This window comes from Curtobacterium sp. PhB172, assembly GCF_003752545.1.
Taxonomy (GTDB): Bacteria; Actinomycetota; Actinomycetes; order Actinomycetales; family Microbacteriaceae; genus Curtobacterium.
In genome coordinates, this window is record NZ_RKIF01000006.1 from 18,539 (window position 1) to 35,153 (window position 16,615).

Sequence of the window (16,615 nt, forward strand, 5' to 3'; positions counted from 1 at the left end):
ACCTGCGGGGGAACGGCGGTTTCCCGCAGGCGCCCCCCGATCGAGGGGGGAGCGAGGGGGATCGCGCGAGGGGGATCGCGTCAGTGGGCGCGGCGGAACTTCGGGCAGTCGCAGAGCGCGCAGTCCGTGCCCGGACGGTAGTGCTCGTGCGCCGCCTGGGCGTGCCCGCACGTACCGCACGCGGCGTCGTCGGCATCGAGGTGCACCACGACGAGGTCGGACGCGTCGGGGTCCGGAACCAGGTGCAACGTCGGGCGTGGACGCCTGGTCAGGCCGAGCCGGTCCATCGTTCGGGCCAGCGGCATGCGTCCTCCTCGTGTCCGGCGGGGACCGGCGTCGCACCGGCGGGTCGACCGGCGTCTCCCGCGAGTCTAGTGGCGGCAAACCGCAGCCTCCCCGCATCCTCCGAGCATCGCGGTTGACCCCCTGTCGACGCGCGCGGAGCATTGCCACGTCCACCCGACCAGACCGGCCCGACGGGACGAACATGACCGACCACACCACCACCGCGGAACGAGCCCTCATGCTCGACCCCGCGATGCCCTCGCCCGACGCCCCCACCTGGGTCGGAGCTGCCTGGGTCGGCGCCGTCGACCGGTCCGCGGCGCTCGCCGCCGACACCGTGCACCTCGCCGGCGCCGACGGCTTCCGCCGCGCCCGCCTCATGGTGCGCGACGGCCGCGACGTCGCCGGGTTCGTCGACGTGCGCGTCGACGACCGCGGGGCGGTGGACCCGGCCGAGCTGGGACCGGCCCTGCGTCGGTTGCCGGCCCCGGGCCTCCCGGTCGACGCCCCCGCGGACGGCGCACGCGTCTCCGTCGTCATCGGCACCCGCGAGCGGCCCGTGGCGCTCGCCCGCGCCGTGCGTTCCGTCCTCGACTCCGCGTACGACGACTTCGAGCTGTTCGTCGTCGACAACGCCCCCGTCACCAGCGGCACCCGCGACGTCGTGGCCGCCGTCGACGACCCGCGCGTGCACTACGTCCTCGAGGCACGTGCCGGCGTCTCCCGGGCCCGCAACGCCGGACTCGCACTGGCCACCGGCGGCATCGTCGCGTTCATCGACGACGACGTCGTCGTCGACCGCCACTGGATGGCCGCCATCGCCGCCGCCTACGAGCGCGACGCAGACGTCTGGTGCGTCACCGGACTCGTCCCCAGCGGCGAGCTCCGCACCCCCACGCAGCGCTTCTTCGACGAGCGGGTGACCTGGGCGCGGAACCTCGAGCGCCGGGTGTACCGCACGTCCGCCCCGCCCGTCGACGAGCCCCTGTTCCCCTTCACCGTCGGCGCGTTCGGCACCGGCGCGAACATGTCCGTGCGCCGCGACGCCGTCCGCCAGCTCGGCGGCTTCGACGTCGCCCTCGGCCCCGGCACCCGTGCTCGAGCCGGTGAGGACCCGGACCTGTTCACCCGCGTCCTGCTCGCCGGTGGGGCGCTCGCCGTGGAACCCTCGGCCGTCGTCTGGCACGAGCACCGCAAGGACCGTGCCGCGTTGCGCTCGCAGGCGATCGGCTACGGCACCGGGCTCGGCGCCTGGGTGACGAAGCTCGTGCTGCGGCCTTCGACGGCGTTCGCGGTGCTCCGGCGTGCGGCCGGCGCGCTCCGGCGGCTCGGTGCGCTCGGGCAGGGTGCCGACGAGCGCCCCGTCGACGCGAGCGGCGGCTGGCCCGTCGACGCCGAGTTCACCGAGGCGACGCGCGGGCTCAAGCGCGCCGAGCTGACGGCCGCGCTGGGCGGGCCGTGGCGGTACGTGGCCGGGCGGCTGACCGCGCGCTGACGGGGTGGGGCGGTGGTCCGCCGGCTCTGTCGCTCGTTGTGTACGCAACGGTTGCGTGCGCGTGGGGGCGACATCCTCGACGTCGTACGACAACGCGAGTGTCGTACCGCGTCGTGCGGACGCGGCAACAGAACAGACGGGAGGCCCGTGGCGACACTGCCACGGGCCTCCCGTCCGTCGTGCTGCGCGACTACGGCCGGAAGCGGCCGGCCTCGACGTCGCGCCAGCGGCGTCGGCTGCGGAACCAGGCGGCCGGGCCGGCGGGGAACCCGCGCAGCTCGTGGTACGCCAGGGTCTTCGGGATGCGCGTGGTCGAGGCGTCGTTGGTGACCTCGGTCGCGGCGTCCCGGTGTCCGGCCAGGCGGGAGAGCATCTGCTTCGACTTGACCTTCGCGGCGAGCGGCATCAGGCGGGCGAGGACGGCGACGTGCCGCTTGTCCTTCGCGGCGAGCGCGAACATCAGCGCGGTGAAGCCGACGCCGTTGCCGTGCAGCTGCTTGTGCAGGTCCTCGATGGTCTGGCGGTGCCGGTGATGCACGACCGCGCGGGGCTCGAAGCCGATCTTCCCACCGCGCCACAGCGTCTCGATGAACATCGCCAGGTCCTCGCCACCACGGGCCGGGGAGCCGGCGCCGAGGGTGTGGTCGAAGCCGCCGACGGCCTCGATCAGGGTGCGACGGTAGGCCATGTTCGCGCCGGCGCCGTACGCGCCGATGCCGTAGACGGCGAAGTGCTTGAGGACCTCGCCGGACGGGGTGACCGCCGAGACGCGGGCGTGCCGCATGGTGCCCTGGACGTCGTCCGGGACGATCGTCACGGGCGAGAACGTGCGCTCGGCGCTGAACCCGCCGTAGTACGCCTCGTACCAGATCTGCGCCGGGGTGGTGAGCTCGCTCGGCAGGATGACGCCGGTGACGGCGTCCAGGCCGGGCTCGCTGACGAACCGGGACCCGATGGCGCGCAGCCACTGCGGGTCGACGCGGACGTCGTCGTCGGTGAAGGCGATGACGTCGCCGGTCGCGGCAGCGACACCGGCGTTCCGTCCGGCGGACAGACCGGGGCGGCGTTCCTCGACCAAGCGGACGTTCCGCCCGGCGAGCATCGCGGGCAGCGCGTCGCCGGCGGGGACGCGGACGCGGTTGTCGACGAGGATGACCTCGTGCCGCGGGTAGTCGAGGTGCTCGAGGACGTCGAGCAGCTTGCCGAGGTCCTCGACGCGGTCGACGACGGTGGACACGACGACCGAGATGGTCGGCAGGTCGTCGTCGGAAACCGCGGGGACGTCGGCCAGGACGGTCTCCTGCAGCGCCTCGAGGGCGCGGGCCGCGTCGGCGGGGTCGTCGGTGAGCAGCACGTCGAGGGTGCCGGTGGGGTGGCCGCCGCGGTAGCCGATCACCATGGCGGACTCGCCGGTCTCGTCGGCGACGAGACGGGGGAGCGGGGCGTCGAGGTCGACGCCGATGACACGGCGCGGTGCGGGCACGGTGTCGGCGGTGTGGAGGGTGGCCATGTCGTGGACGCTACGTGGGGCCGTGGGTGCGGACAACGGCGCGGGACCCCAGTGGCGGTGTTCATGCGGAGTTCCGCAGTGGCGCGCAGGGGTCCCTCGAACGAGGGTGAGCGCTCACCCAGGAAGTCTCCGGGACTTCCAAGGTCACGCTCAGGTCACGGAACCGATGCAACCGGTTGCGGAACCCCTGCGGCGGGCGTAGCTTCCTCCACCAGCAGGCAGCGGCGCCTGCTCCAGGGCAGTGTCGTCGAACCCGATCGATGCCCCCTGGTGATCTCAATGAGGAGACAACGCTGTGAAGACAACACGCTCCAGGGTGCGGTTCGCATCCGTTGCCGGGGTCGCCGTCATCGGCCTCGTGCTCACCGGCTGCTCGAGCGGGAGCTCCGGCGCCGGTTCGGACGACGCCAAGAGCGGCCAGGACAGCCGCGGGCCCATCACGTACGTGCAGGGCAAGGACAACTCGAACGTCGTCCGCCCGCTGATCGCGAAGTGGAACAAGGCCCACCCCGACGAGAAGGTCACCTTCAAGGAGCAGTCCGACCAGGCCGACCAGCAGCACGACGACCTCGTGCAGCACTTCCAAGCCAAGGACGCCAACTACGACGTCGTCGACGTCGACGTCGTCTGGACCGCCGAGTTCGCCGCGAAGAGCTGGCTGACGCCGCTGACCGGTGACATGAAGATCGACACCTCGAAGCTGCTGCCGGCCACGGTGAAGACCGCGACGTACAACGACACCCTCTACGCCGCCCCGCAGACGTCGGACGGCGCGCTGCTCTACTACCGCAAGGACCTCGTCAAGACGCCTCCGACCACGTGGAAGGAGATGATGGCCGACTGCCAGATCGCGAAGGACAAGGGCATCGGCTGCTACGCCGGGCAGTTCGCGAAGTACGAGGGCCTGACGGTGAACGCCTCCGAGGCGATCAACGGCTCCGGTGGTTCGGTGCTCAGCAAGAGCGGAGACCCGGACGTCGACACCTCGGACGCCAAGGCCGGCCTGCAGAACCTGGTCGACGCGTTCAAGGACGGGAACATCCCGGCCGAGGCGATCACGTACCAGGAGGAGCAGGGCCGCACCGCGTTCGAAGCCGGCAAGCTGCTGTTCCTGCGCAACTGGCCGTACGTCTACAACCTGGCGAAGACCGACGGTTCGAGCACGGTCAAGGACACGTTCGGCATCGCGCCCATCCCGGGTGCGGACGGCACCGGCGCCTCGACGCTCGGCGGCCACAACGCCGCGATCAGCGTGTACTCGAAGCACAAGGCGACGGCGCACGACTTCCTCGAGTTCCTCATCTCGAACGACACGCAGAAGTTCTTCGCGACGCAGGGGTCGCTCGCCCCGGTCGTCGGTGACCTCTACACCGACTCCGAGCTGACGGCGAAGCTGCCCTACCTGCCGACGCTGCTCAAGTCGATCGAGTCAGCGGAGCCACGCCCGGTCACGCCGTTCTACCCGGCGGTGACGAAGGCGATCCAGGACAACACCTACGCGGCGCTCAAGGGATCGAAGTCGGTCGACGAAGCCATGAAGGACATGCAGGACGCCCTCAAGTCGGCGACCAGCAGCTAGCGACACGCGGCTCACGCCGCATCGGACTGGAGGCACGGTGCCATCCCGGCACCTGCCTCCAGTCCGCCCCTACTTGCGTTCCGACACCCCCGGCAAGGAGGCCGACACGTGTCAGCAGCAACCGAGATCCCCGCAGCCATCCCCAACCCGACGGGCATGGAACCGAAGCGCCAACGGCGCAAGGGCGGACTCAACGCCGAGCACGGCCGGTGGGCCGTGTACCTCATCGGCCCGACGATCCTGCTCCTCGCGATCGTCATCGGCTACCCGGTCGTCAGCGCGATCATCCAGTCGTTCCAGCTCGACCAGGGCCTCGACAAGGCCACCGGTCTGTTCGTCCAGGGCGGGTTCGCCGGCATCACGAACTACGCGCACTGGCTCGGCCAGCAGTGCGGCAACGTCACGTGCCCGCCCGGCAGCCTCGGCTCCCAGTTCTGGGTGTCGATGGGCAACACGTTCTTCTTCACGGTCGTCACCGTGGCGTTCGAGACGGCCATCGGCGTGTGGATGGCGATCATCATGAACCGCAACTTCAAGGGCCGCGCGCTCGTCCGTGCCGCGATCCTGGTGCCGTGGGCGATCCCGACGGCCGTCACCGCGAAGCTCTGGTACTTCATCTTCGACGCGAACGGCGTCCTGAACCACGTCCTCGGGCAGCAGATCCTCTGGACGAGCGGCGAGTGGGCGTCCCGGTGGGCGGTCATCATCGCCGACACCTGGAAGACCACGCCGTTCATGGCGCTGCTCATCCTGGCGGGGCTCCAGCTGATCCCGGAGGAGGTCTACGAGGCCGGCAAGATGGACGGCGCGTCGACGTTCCAGCGCTTCGTGCTCATCACCCTGCCGCTCATCAAGCCCGCGCTGATGGTCGCGATCCTGTTCCGCGTGCTCGACGCGCTGCGCATGTACGACCTGCCCGCGATCCTCACCGGCGGTGGCGGTGGTTCCGGCAACGCCACCACGACCCTGTCGATCCTGGTCGTCGAACAGATCCGGCAGGGCTTCAACTCCGCGTCGGCCCTGTCGACCATCACCTTCCTGGTGATCTTCATCGTGGCGTTCGTCTTCGTCCGGTTCCTCGGCGCCAACGTCGTGCAGACGCAGGCCGCCCAGCAGAAGGGTGAACTCAAGTGACCCTCGCAGCAGACCGCCCCCGGTCCACCGCAGCAGCACGCGACCGCGCCGTCGACCGCGCCGACGTCCGGGTCCGCCGCGACACCGGCCCCCGCATCCGCACGGCCGTGCAGGCGATCGTCATCGCCGTGTGGTGCCTCCTGCCGTTCTACTGGATGGTGGTGACGAGCTTCCGCGACGTCGGGTTCACGTTCGACGCCACACCGTGGCCGACGCACGTCACGCTCGACAACTACGCGACCGCGTTCTCCACGTCGCTCGGCAACCACCTCGGGCGGGCGCTCGCCAACAGCCTGCTCATCGGCGGCGTCGTGACGATCATCGCCCTGCTCGTCGGCACGACGGCGGCGTACGCCCTCGCCCGCCTCGAGTTCGGCGGCAAGTCACTCATCGCCGGCGCGATCCTGGCGGCGTCGATGTTCCCGGGGGTCGCGCTCATCTCCCCGCTGTTCCAGCTCTTCACGGACATCGGGTGGATGGGGACCTACCAGGCGCTCATCCTGCCGAGCATCTCGTTCGTGCTGCCACTGACGGTCTACACGCTCGCGTCGTTCTTCCGCGAGATGCCGTGGGACCTCGAGGAAGCAGCGCGCATCGACGGCTGCACCCGCGTGCAGGCGTTCCGGCGGATCATCCTGCCGCTCGCCGCCCCCGCGGTGTTCACGACGGCGATCCTGGCGTTCATCTCCAGCTGGAACGAGTACCTGATCTCCTCGCAGCTCTCGAGTGACGCGACGCAGCCGGTGACCGTGGCGATCGCCTCGTTCGCCGGGTCGCAGCCGCACCAGGAGCCGTACACGGCGGTCATGGCCGCGGGCACGATCGTCACGATCCCGCTCGTGATCCTGGTCCTCATCTTCCAGCGACGCATCGTGGCCGGCCTCACCGCCGGTGGCGTGAAGGGCTGACGACCATGGCACAGCGCGGACCCACCCGGCCCACGGCCCGGATCGAAGAGGCGATCGGCTTCGTCGGCATGTTCGGCATCTTGTTCCTCGGCGCCACGGTGTTCTGCGAGGTCACCGGTCGCCCGGCACTCGGCTGGGCGCTCACCCTGCTGGTGTGCGTGCTCGGGGTCGTGGCGCTCGACCGGTGGCGGGTCGCGGTCCTCCGCCGCCACGCGGTCGTCGACCGGGCCACCGACGGCATCGGTGCCGCTCCTGCCGTCGCCCCCGTCCGCACCGCTCGCGGCGACGACACCCGTCGTCAGCCACGGCCCTCGGCGGACGGGCGGGTGCACCAGCACAGCGGGTGGGACGAGCTCGCACCAGCGGGTCGTCGTGCACCGCACCGAGCGCGCCGGACCGCAGCGGCCGTCGCGCAAGCCGGCCCCGGCACTGCAGCCGACTGTCCGGCGGGCGTGACGCACAGTACGGACGGCTGACGGGCCTCCCGGGTCGCATCGATGGGGATCCAGGAGATCGCGACCGTCACGGGACTGTCGAAGTCCACGGTGTCGCGAGCGCTGCGCGGCATGGAGAACGTGGCGGAGACCACGATCGACGAGGTCCGTCGGGTCGCCGACGAGCTCGGGTACGTCCCGAGCTCGGCGGCGGCCGGCCTCGCCACCGGCCGGCAGCGCGCCGTGGGCGTCGTCGTCCCGGTGATCGACCGGTGGTTCTACGTCAAGGCACTCGGCGGCGTCGACGCGGAACTCCGTCGGGCCGGGTACGACCTCGTGCTCTACAACCTGGGCGGGCCGGGCGGCGACCGCGACCGGGCGTTCCGACGCTCGATGCTGCGGCACCGTGTCGACGCCCTCGTCCTGCTGTCCCTGGTGCTCGACGCGACCGAGCGTGCCGAGCTCGAACTCACCCGGCACCCGATGATCGTCATCGGCGGACCCGCACCGGGCCTGCGGAACATCGGGGTCGACGACCGAGCCGTCACCCGGATCGCGGTCGACCACCTGTGCGGACTCGGGCACCGACGGGTTGCCTACGTCGGCGGGCAGGACGAGGCCGGCATGAACGTGGCGGTGCCGCACCTGCGGCGGGACGGGTTCGTCGACGCGATGCGGGCCGCCGGACACGCGGTGCCGGACCGGTGGCTGCTCGACGGGCGGTTCTCGTTCGCCGGCGGGCTGGCGGCGGGGAACGCGCTGTTCGGCGGGGGCGCCGGTGCCGGTGCCGGTGCTGATGCCGGCGCCGGGCCCGATCGCCCGACTGCCGTCTTGTGCGCCTCGGACGAGATGGCGCTCGGGGTGCTCCTCGCCGCCGGGCAGGCCGGGCTGTCGGTGCCGGGGGACGTCTCCGTGATCGGGATCGACGGCCACGAGTACGGCGCCACCGTGGGCCTGACGACCGTGGCGCAGGACCCGGAGGCGCAGGGCCGGGCAGCGGCGCGGGCAGTGCTCGCCGAGGTCGACGGCGGCGCTGCCGGAACGATCGTCGCGGCGCCGGCGCACCTGGTGGTGCGGGGGACGACGGGGCCGCCGCCGGGGTGAAGGTGTGTGGTGGTGCGTGGGCGGGACCGACTCGGAACGACGATCCCGATGTCGTACGACAACGAGAACGTCGTTCCGAGTCGGCGCAGCCCGAGTCGCCCCATCGCGCCCGCCGCGGGTAGCGTCGCCCGCATGGAGGTCACGAAGCTCGAACACGCCTGCCAGATCCTGTCGGACGGCGACGCCCGCCTGGTGCTCGACCCGGGCAACTTCACCCGCCCCGTCGACGCGACCGGGGTCGTCGCGGTCGTCGTCACCCACGAGCACCCCGACCACGTCACGCCCGAGCAGCTGCACCGGATCCTCGCCGCCAACCCCGACGCCTTCGTGTTCGGCCCCGAGGGCGTCCGTGCGGCGCTCGCCGAATCCGGCATCGCGGTCGAGGTCGTCACCGACGGCGACCACCGCACCGTCGGCCCGTTCGAGCTCGACTTCCACGGCAGGCGGCACCAGCTCATCCACTCTTCGGTGCCTGTCGTCGACAACACCGGCGTGCTCGTGAACCGCAGGCTCTTCCACCCCGGCGACTCGTACACCGACCCGGGCGTCCCCGTCGAGGTCCTCGCCGCACCGGTCGGTGCCCCGTGGCTCAAGGTCGCCGAGATGATGGACTACGTCGCCGCGCTCGCCCCGGCCCGCGCCTACCCGATCCACGAGGCCACGCTCTCCGACATCGGCTACGGCATGCACACCGGTCGGCTCCGCGAGGCGCTCGCGCCGAGCGGCGTGCTCGAGATCCTGCGGCCGGGGGAGTCGCTCACGATCTGACCGCGCGGGACCGCGCCGTGGGCGCTTCGTGAGCAGAAATGGTCGGGTGGACCCGACCGACGCGACCCTTCCTGCTCACGAAGCGCGGCTCCGGACGTGCGCGCGGTCGGACGGGAGGCCCGTGGCGGGCCCGCCACGCGCCTCCCGTCCGAGGGGCGGTCGCGTCCACGGCCGCGCGACCGATGCGTGTGCATGTTGCGACAGAGCGCGCGTCGTTCAACCGGTGTTCTGTCGGAATCTGCACGCGCAGCGAGCGCCGTATGCCGGGCGCGGCATGGCGGCACACCCGGGCGACACGCCTCGTTTTGGCGCGATGCGCGGCTTGTGCAATACTTGTCGAGTTGTCGGAACGGCCCCATCGTATAGCGGCCTAGTACGCTGCCCTCTCACGGCGGTAACGCGGGTTCGAATCCCGCTGGGGTCACCACAGGTGACATGCTCCGAGTCCGACAACAGCCGCGGCCCCATCGTATAGCGGCCTAGTACGCTGCCCTCTCACGGCGGTAACGCGGGTTCGAATCCCGCTGGGGTCACCAATACCACGAAACCCCCGACGAGCTCCGGCTCGCCGGGGGTTTCGTCGTCGTGTGCCAGGCTGACTCCGTGTCCAGTGCCGTCCAGCTCATCCGGTCCACAGCGCTCAGCGACGTCGCGGAGTACGCCGACGCGTCCACCGTGGCGGCCGGCACCCGGTTGGTGTTCCTGGCGGGAGCCTGTCCGCTCGACGAGCACGGCGCGACGGTCGCCGTCGGTGACGTGGCCGGGCAGGCCGCGCAGTGCATCGCGAACCTGCGGACGGCGCTCGCAGCCGCCGGCGCGGGTGTCCACGACCTCGTCCAGACGCGGGTGCTCGTCGCGACGACCGAGCAGCAGGACCTCGTCGCCGCCTGGGACGTCGTCCGCGCCGCGATGGGGGACCACGACGTGCCCAGCACACTGCTCGGCGTGACCGTCCTCGGCTACGACGACCAGCTCGTCGAGGTCGAGGCGATCGCCGCCGTCGCCGACTGAGCAGTACGCTGGACGGGTCGTCAGACCCGGCAGTGGGGCCTGCCGGACCCAACCGCGCACGAGGCGCCAACGGTCCCTATCCCGAGAACACCGCACGCGCGGAGACGATCCGGCGTGCTCGGCGATAGGAGTACCGATGACCGAAGCGCGACCGCCGCACCTCCGCTGGCGCTTCCTCACCCTCGTCGCGCTCGGAGGCGCGATCGGGACCGCGATCCGCGCACTGCTCGCCGAGGCGTTCCCCAGCCACGACGGCATCAGCTGGGTGATCCTCGCGATCAACGTCGTCGGGGCCTTCTGTCTCGGACTCCTGCTCGAGGCGCTCGCGATGCGTGGGCCCGACGTCGGAGGCCGCCGCACGATCCGCTTGCTCGTGGGCACCGGCGTGCTCGGCGGCTTCACGACGTACAGCACGCTCGCCGACGACACCGCGCAGCTGCTCGACGTCGGCCGGTGGGGTGCGGGCAGCGGGTACGCACTGCTGTCCTCGGCCCTCGGACTCGCCGCTGCCGCCCTCGGGATCTGGCTTGCCGGGCGGCTCCGACCACCGTCGACCGGCCCGGACGGAGGCGCGTCGTGAACCCGCTCGAACTGCTGCTCGTCACCGTCGGCGGGGGAGTCGGAGCTGCGCTCCGGTTCCTGCTCGACGGACTCGTCAAGACGCGCACGTCCGGCTCGCGGACTGCCGGGGTCCCGCTCGGGACCGTGCTCATCAACGTGTCCGGATCGCTCGTGCTCGGCCTGCTCACCGGCCTCGGGCAGGCCGGCACGATCCCACTCCCGGCGGTCGCGGTGCTCGGGACGGGCATGATGGGTGGGTACACGACGTTCTCGACGGCGAGCGTCGAGACCGTCCAGCTCCTCCGATCCGGCAAGCCCCGGCTCGCCGTCCTGCACGGCCTCGGGATGCTCGTCGTCTCGGTCGGCGCAGCTGCGCTCGGCCTCTGGATCGGAAGGAACTCATGACCTCGGAACGCCCCGGCGAACTCGTCCTCGTCCGTCACGGAGAGACGGAGTGGTCGAAGAGCGGGCAGCACACCGGCCGCACCGACATTCCGCTGACGGACAACGGTGTCGAGCAGGCGAAGCGCGCCGGCCGGTACCTGGCCGACCGCTCGTTCGCGCTGGCCCTGTCGAGTCCGCTGCAGCGTGCCCGCGACACCGCGCACCTGATCGGCGTCGACCCCGAGCTCGACGAGGACCTGTACGAGTGGGACTACGGCGCGTACGAGGGGCTCACCACCCCGCAGATCAAGGTGCTGCGCCACGGGCCGTGGGACCTCTGGACCGACGGAGTACCCGCCGGTGACACCCCCGGTGAGAACGCCGCCGAGGTCCGGGTCCGCGTCGAGCGGATACTGAACCGCGCTCGTCCGGTGCTCGCCGAGGGCCAGGACGCCGTGTTCATCGCGCACGGCCACGTGCTGCGTGCCCTCGGCGCCGCGTGGATCCGGCTCGCGCCGCAGGACGGTGCCGTGCTGAAGCTCGGCACCGCATCGGTCAGCGTCCTCGGGTACGAGCACGGCCGCCCGGTCATCGACGCCTGGAACATCCAGCCCCGCGACTGAGGCGCCCGTTCCTTCCCCGAACGCGCGCGATGGTGGGTGGAATCGGGCACACCTGGTCAGAAGAAACGACCAGGTGTGCCCGGAGCGACCAGGTACTCAAACGGTACGGATCGCGCTCGTGGCGCCGAGGGCACGGCCGCGCCGCCGCTCGATCGCGCGCCCCACGAACAGCAGCCCGACGCTGACGAGCGCACCGAGGGTGGTCTGCGCGACCCGGTCGAGCGCGAGGAGCTCCGGGGCCTCGGGCAGGCTCAGCCACGACACGGCGAGGGCGAGCGGCGTCAGGAACAGCAGGCAGACGGCGTAGTTCCGGGCGACGAAGATCTCCGCGAAGAACTGCCCCACGACGGCGATGACGACGATCCACCACGCCGACGGCTCGAGCAGCAGGATCCCGACGGCGATCACGGTGCCGCCGATCGTGCCGATGAAGCGCTGGAACGCCCGGATCACGGTGTGCCGCTGGCGGAGGGCCGGAAGGGTCGACACCACCGCGATGACGGCCCAGTACGGGTGCCCGAGCCAGGGGATGGTCGACGCCACCGCGCCGGCGACGAGGGACCCCACGACGTTGAGCGCCACGGTCTCCCACAGCGCGGCCGTGCGGAGGATGCCGAAGCCGCGCTCCTTGAGCGGCGCCAGCGGCCGGAACCGGTGCGGGGCGCGCGGGTGCCACACGTGCCGGATGACGAACCCGGACATCGCGACGAGCCACGCCCAGACGACCGAGCAGACGATGATCGTCGCGACGAGCGGGACGTCCGCGGGCCTGAGCGGCACGAGGGCGGAGACCACGAACGCGAACACGGGGAAGATCGGCTGCGCGGGGATCGTCCGCAGGGTCGACAGGGTGCAGACCGCGATGACGAGCACCACGACGAGTCCGGCCGCCTGCAGCCAGAGCGGGGAGCCGAGCAGGGCGACACCGATGCCCGCGAACATGCACAGGGTCTGCAGCCCACCCGCGACGCCGGTGGTGACGGCGCGCTGCCGGTAGGGCTCGGTCGCCCCGAAGATCGCGGTGAAGCCGGCGAACATCGCGAACGCGGCGTAGCCCGGCATCCCGAGGGCGATGAGCAGCGCCAGTGGTGCACCACCCGCGATCGCTGCGCGTGCCGCGCCCTCGAGGTTGATCGTCCGGGTCGAGTGCGCAGGTGTCGTCATGTCCCGACCATCTTCCCACCGCGACGGGTGTCGTCGAGTCGCCACGGGCCTCCCGGTCGACCGCCGCACCACGCGGCGAACGCGACGACGCGTTGGTATACCAATGGTAGAGTCGCTGATCGTGCCGCGGTCGCGGCGCAACGACGAGAACGAGGGAGTCGAGCTCATGGGTAGGACGCTCGCCGAGAAGGTGTGGGACGACCACGTCGTGGTCAAGGGTGAGGACGGCAACCCGGACCTCCTCTACATCGACCTCCACCTCGTGCACGAGGTCACGAGCCCGCAGGCGTTCGACGGCCTGCGCCAGGCCGGCCGCCCCGTGCGCCGGCTGGACCTGACGATCGCGACCGAGGACCACAACACCCCGACGCTCGCCATCGACCGCCCCATCGCGGACCCGACGAGTCGGATCCAGATCGAGACCCTGCGCCGCAACTGCGAGGAGTTCGGGGTCCGCCTGCACTCCCTCGGCGACAAGGAGCAGGGGATCGTGCACGTCGTCGGCCCGCAGCTCGGCCTGACGATGCCCGGCATCACCGTCGTCTGCGGCGACTCGCACACCAGCACCCACGGGGCGTTCGGCGCGATGGCGTTCGGCATCGGCACCTCCGAGGTCGAGCACGTGCTGGCGACGCAGACCCTGCCGCTGAAGCCCTTCAAGACGATGGCGATCACGGTCGAGGGCACGCTGCGTCCGGGCGTGACCGCGAAGGACATCATCCTGGCGGTCATCGCGAAGATCGGCACCGGCGGCGGACAGGGCTACGTGCTCGAGTACCGCGGTTCCGCGATCCGTGCGCTCTCGATGGAGGGCCGGATGACGATCTGCAACATGTCGATCGAGGCCGGAGCCCGCGCCGGGATGGTCGCCCCCGACCAGATCACCTACGACTACGTCCAGGGCCGCGACCACGCCCCGACCGGTTCCGACTGGGACGACGCCGTCGCGTACTGGGACACCCTGGCGACCGACGACGACGCCGTGTTCGACGCCGAGGTCTTCATCGACGCCGACGAGCTCGAGCCCTTCGTCACCTGGGGCACCAACCCCGGCCAGGGCGTCTCGCTGTCCGAGAGCGTGCCTTCGCCTCTTGACTTCGAAGACCCGAACGACCAGGCCGCTGCGCAGCGGGCCCTCGACTACATGGACATCGCCGCCGGCACCCCGATGAAGGACATCGCCGTCGACGCGGTCTTCATGGGCTCGTGCACGAACTCCCGGATCGAGGACCTGCGGGCCTTCGCGTCGATCATCCAGGGCCGCAAGAAGGCCGACGGCGTCCGGGTCATGGTCGTGCCGGGGTCCGCCCGCGTCCGGCTCGAGGCCGAGGCCGAGGGGCTCGACGTCGTCATCAAGGAGTTCGGCGCCGAGTGGCGGTTCGCCGGCTGCTCGATGTGCCTCGGCATGAACCCCGACCAGCTCGCACCGGGGGAGCGCTGCGCGAGCACCTCGAACCGCAACTTCGAGGGGCGCCAGGGCAAGGGTGGGCGCACCCACCTGGTGTCGCCGCTGGTCGCCGCCGCCACCGCGATCCGCGGCACGCTGTCCAGCCCGTGGGACCTGGAGAACTCCGAAGCGAACACCGTCCTGGAAGGGGCAGTCTGATGGACAAGATCACCACCGTCACCGGCATCGCCGCCCCGCTCAAGCGGTCGAACGTCGACACCGACCAGATCATCCCCGCGGTCTACCTCAAGCGCGTCACGAAGACCGGCTTCGAGGACGCCCTGTTCTCCGGCTGGCGCCAGGACCCGTCGTTCGTGCTGAACCAGCCCGAGTACCAGGGCGCGAAGGTGCTCGTTGCCGGTCCCGACTTCGGTACCGGTTCGTCGCGCGAGCACGCGGTGTGGGCGCTCCGCGACTTCGGCTTCGCGGTCGTGATCTCGCCCCGGTTCGCGGACATCTTCAAGGGCAACGCGGGCAAGCAGGGCCTGGTCACCGCGATCGTGACCGAATCGGAAGTCGAGCGGCTCTGGGCCGAGATCGAGCGGAACCCGGGGGTGTCGGCGACCGTGGACCTGGTGGCGCAGCGCGTGTCGCTCGGGGATGTGGACGTCCTCTTCGAGATCGACGCTTACACTCGTTGGCGGTTGATGGAAGGGCTCGACGACATCGGGCTCACCCTCCGTGACGAGACCTCGATCACGGAGTTCGAATCCCGCCGCTCCAGTTGGCGGCCGAAGACATTGCCGGTGAAGTAGTGAACTCTCTCGTACAGGACGCAGCGGCCGCAGGGGCGCGCGTGGGCCTCAAGTCGGACGAGATCGTCATCCGCGGGGGCAAGCCGCTCGTGGGGCGCATCGAGGTCCGCGGGGCGAAGAACCTCGCGACCAAGGCCATGGTGGCGTCGCTGCTCGGTGACACCCCGTCGATCCTCAAGGACGTCCCGGACATCTCCGACGTCAAGGTCGTCCGTGGGCTGCTCGAGGTGCACGGCGTGCGCATCACCGATCCTGCACGAGGCGAGCTCATCCTCGACCCGGCCAACGTCGAGTCGGCGCACTTCGCCGAGATCGACGCCCACGCCGGCTCGAGCCGCATCCCGATCCTGTTCTGCGGCCCGCTGCTGCACAAGCTCGGTGAGGCGTTCATCCCCGACCTCGGTGGCTGCCGCATCGGCGACCGCCCGATCGACTTCCACCTCGACGCGCTCCGCGCCATGGGTGCCGTCGTAGACAAGCAGGTCAACGGCATCCACCTGACGGCTCCGAACGGGCTGAAGGGCGCGTCCATCGAGCTGCCGTACCCGAGCGTCGGCGCGACCGAGCAGGTCCTGCTGTCGTCCGTCCTGGCGACCGGCGTCACGGAGCTGCGGAACGCGGCGATCGAACCCGAGATCATGGACCTCATCGCGATCCTGCAGAAGATGGGCGCGATCGTGTCCGTCGAGCCGAACCGCGTGATCTTCATCGAGGGCGTCGAGTCGCTGCGCGGCTACACGCACCGTGCGATCAACGACCGCAACGAGGCAGCCAGCTGGGCCTCCGCCGCGCTCGCCACCGACGGCGACATCTTCGTCGAGGGGGCGAACCAGCAGGAGCTCATGACGTTCCTCAACGTCTTCCGCAAGGTCGGCGGCGGCTTCGACGTGCAAGAGGACGGCATCCGCTTCTACCGCGAGCGCGACACCCTCAAGCCCGTCGTCATCGAGACCGACGTGCACCCCGGCTTCATGACCGACTGGCAGCAGCCGCTCGTCGTGGCGCTGACCCAGGCCGAGGGGCAGAGCATCGTGCACGAGACCGTGTACGAGAACCGCTTCGGCTTCACCGACGCGCTGAACGAGATGGGCGCCGACATCGTCGTCCACAAGGAAGGGCTGCCCGGGCACGACCGCCGTGTCGCCCGTCGCCCGTTCGAGCAGGCCGCGGTCATCACCGGTCCGACGACGCTGCACGCGGCGAACGTCCGGGTCCCCGACCTCCGCGGTGGCTTCAGCCACCTCATCGCGGCGCTGACCGCCGACGGCGAGTCCCACATCACCAACGTCGGCATCATCAGCCGCGGCTACGAGCACTTCATCCCGAAGCTGCGGAAGCTGGGCGCCGACTTCGACTTCGCGGGTTAGTCGCGGTGTCGGTTCCGCAGCCGGGTGACGGTCCGTCGCGTCCGGGTGACGGCCCGTCGCGCCAGGGCGATGGCCGGGAGGCCCGT

Annotated in this window: 17 protein-coding genes and 2 tRNA genes; 16 read left to right on the forward strand and 3 right to left on the reverse strand. The window is 70.9% G+C overall.

Annotation, left to right across the window (positions count from 1 at the left end):
• Positions 1–80 precede the first annotated feature (80 nt).
• Entirely contained in the window at positions 81–305 is a 225-nt protein-coding gene (locus EDF42_RS18840) for a hypothetical protein (RefSeq protein ID WP_146249787.1), read from the reverse strand.
• Between the two features lie 182 nt (positions 306–487).
• Here EDF42_RS18840 and EDF42_RS04500 point away from each other — a divergent pair, with 182 nt between their 5' ends.
• The gene (locus EDF42_RS04500; RefSeq protein ID WP_123339859.1) at positions 488–1,780 is read left to right on the forward strand and encodes a glycosyltransferase family 2 protein; all 1,293 of its coding nucleotides are present in this window, start codon (positions 488–490) and stop codon (positions 1,778–1,780) included.
• A gap of 190 nt (positions 1,781–1,970) precedes the next feature.
• Here the strand turns inward: EDF42_RS04500 and EDF42_RS04505 are convergent, their stop codons facing one another.
• The gene (locus EDF42_RS04505; protein WP_123671601.1) at positions 1,971–3,290 is read right to left on the reverse strand and encodes a glycosyltransferase family 2 protein; all 1,320 of its coding nucleotides are present in this window, start codon (positions 3,288–3,290) and stop codon (positions 1,971–1,973) included.
• Positions 3,291–3,585: 295 nt separating this feature from the next.
• On the opposite strand from EDF42_RS04505, the gene EDF42_RS04510 reads away from it, so the two are divergent.
• From EDF42_RS04510 to EDF42_RS04565, 12 genes are all read left to right on the forward strand, one after another.
• Positions 3,586–4,869: an ABC transporter substrate-binding protein gene (locus tag EDF42_RS04510; RefSeq protein WP_123339857.1), complete on the forward strand. Its 1,284-nt coding sequence runs from the start codon at positions 3,586–3,588 to the stop codon at positions 4,867–4,869.
• Between the two features lie 156 nt (positions 4,870–5,025).
• A complete protein-coding gene (locus EDF42_RS04515) occupies positions 5,026–6,003 on the forward strand; it encodes a carbohydrate ABC transporter permease (RefSeq protein WP_123339856.1) in 978 nt (325 codons plus the stop codon).
• A complete protein-coding gene (locus tag EDF42_RS04520; RefSeq protein ID WP_123339855.1) occupies positions 6,000–6,911 on the forward strand; it encodes a carbohydrate ABC transporter permease in 912 nt (303 codons plus the stop codon). Before EDF42_RS04515 ends, EDF42_RS04520 begins: the two co-directional genes overlap by 4 nt.
• Before the next feature lie 5 nt (positions 6,912–6,916).
• Positions 6,917–7,387 carry a hypothetical protein gene (locus EDF42_RS04525; RefSeq protein ID WP_123671602.1) on the forward strand — a complete coding sequence of 157 codons (471 nt, stop codon included), beginning with the start codon at positions 6,917–6,919 and terminating at the stop codon, positions 7,385–7,387.
• A gap of 21 nt (positions 7,388–7,408) precedes the next feature.
• Positions 7,409–8,449 carry a LacI family DNA-binding transcriptional regulator gene (locus EDF42_RS04530; RefSeq protein WP_123671603.1) on the forward strand — a complete coding sequence of 347 codons (1,041 nt, stop codon included), beginning with the start codon at positions 7,409–7,411 and terminating at the stop codon, positions 8,447–8,449.
• Positions 8,450–8,581: 132 nt separating this feature from the next.
• On the forward strand, positions 8,582–9,217 hold the full coding sequence (locus EDF42_RS04535) for an MBL fold metallo-hydrolase (protein ID WP_123339927.1): 636 nt from the start codon (positions 8,582–8,584) through the stop codon (positions 9,215–9,217).
• A gap of 351 nt (positions 9,218–9,568) precedes the next feature.
• Positions 9,569–9,644, forward strand: a tRNA-Glu gene (locus tag EDF42_RS04540).
• A 33-nt stretch (positions 9,645–9,677) separates the two neighbouring features.
• Positions 9,678–9,753: transfer RNA gene (locus tag EDF42_RS04545), tRNA-Glu, on the forward strand.
• A gap of 67 nt (positions 9,754–9,820) precedes the next feature.
• Positions 9,821–10,228: a RidA family protein gene (locus EDF42_RS04550; protein ID WP_123339926.1), complete on the forward strand. Its 408-nt coding sequence runs from the start codon at positions 9,821–9,823 to the stop codon at positions 10,226–10,228.
• Positions 10,229–10,364: 136 nt separating this feature from the next.
• On the forward strand, positions 10,365–10,808 hold the full coding sequence (locus EDF42_RS04555) for a CrcB family protein (protein WP_123671604.1): 444 nt from the start codon (positions 10,365–10,367) through the stop codon (positions 10,806–10,808).
• Positions 10,805–11,194 carry a fluoride efflux transporter CrcB gene (crcB, locus tag EDF42_RS04560; RefSeq protein WP_123671605.1) on the forward strand — a complete coding sequence of 130 codons (390 nt, stop codon included), beginning with the start codon at positions 10,805–10,807 and terminating at the stop codon, positions 11,192–11,194. Before EDF42_RS04555 ends, crcB begins: the two co-directional genes overlap by 4 nt.
• A complete protein-coding gene (locus EDF42_RS04565) occupies positions 11,191–11,796 on the forward strand; it encodes a histidine phosphatase family protein (RefSeq protein ID WP_123339850.1) in 606 nt (201 codons plus the stop codon). Before crcB ends, EDF42_RS04565 begins: the two co-directional genes overlap by 4 nt.
• Before the next feature lie 96 nt (positions 11,797–11,892).
• On the opposite strand, the gene EDF42_RS04570 is transcribed toward EDF42_RS04565, so the two are convergent.
• A complete protein-coding gene (locus tag EDF42_RS04570) occupies positions 11,893–12,960 on the reverse strand; it encodes an FUSC family protein (RefSeq protein ID WP_123339849.1) in 1,068 nt (355 codons plus the stop codon).
• Positions 12,961–13,126: 166 nt separating this feature from the next.
• Between EDF42_RS04570 and leuC the strand changes: the two genes are divergently transcribed.
• Genes leuC through murA form a run of 3 tightly spaced genes read left to right on the forward strand, consistent with a single transcriptional unit; the run spans position 13,127 to position 16,529 of the window.
• On the forward strand, positions 13,127–14,566 hold the full coding sequence (gene leuC / locus EDF42_RS04575) for a 3-isopropylmalate dehydratase large subunit (protein WP_123671607.1): 1,440 nt from the start codon (positions 13,127–13,129) through the stop codon (positions 14,564–14,566).
• Complete coding sequence (leuD, locus tag EDF42_RS04580; protein WP_123671608.1) at positions 14,566–15,162, forward strand: 3-isopropylmalate dehydratase small subunit; 597 nt, start codon at positions 14,566–14,568, stop codon at positions 15,160–15,162. The genes leuC and leuD overlap by 1 nt, the downstream gene beginning before the upstream one ends.
• Complete coding sequence (gene murA, locus EDF42_RS04585) at positions 15,162–16,529, forward strand: UDP-N-acetylglucosamine 1-carboxyvinyltransferase (protein ID WP_123294811.1); 1,368 nt, start codon at positions 15,162–15,164, stop codon at positions 16,527–16,529. Before leuD ends, murA begins: the two co-directional genes overlap by 1 nt.
• The last annotated feature ends 86 nt before the right edge of the window (positions 16,530–16,615 follow it).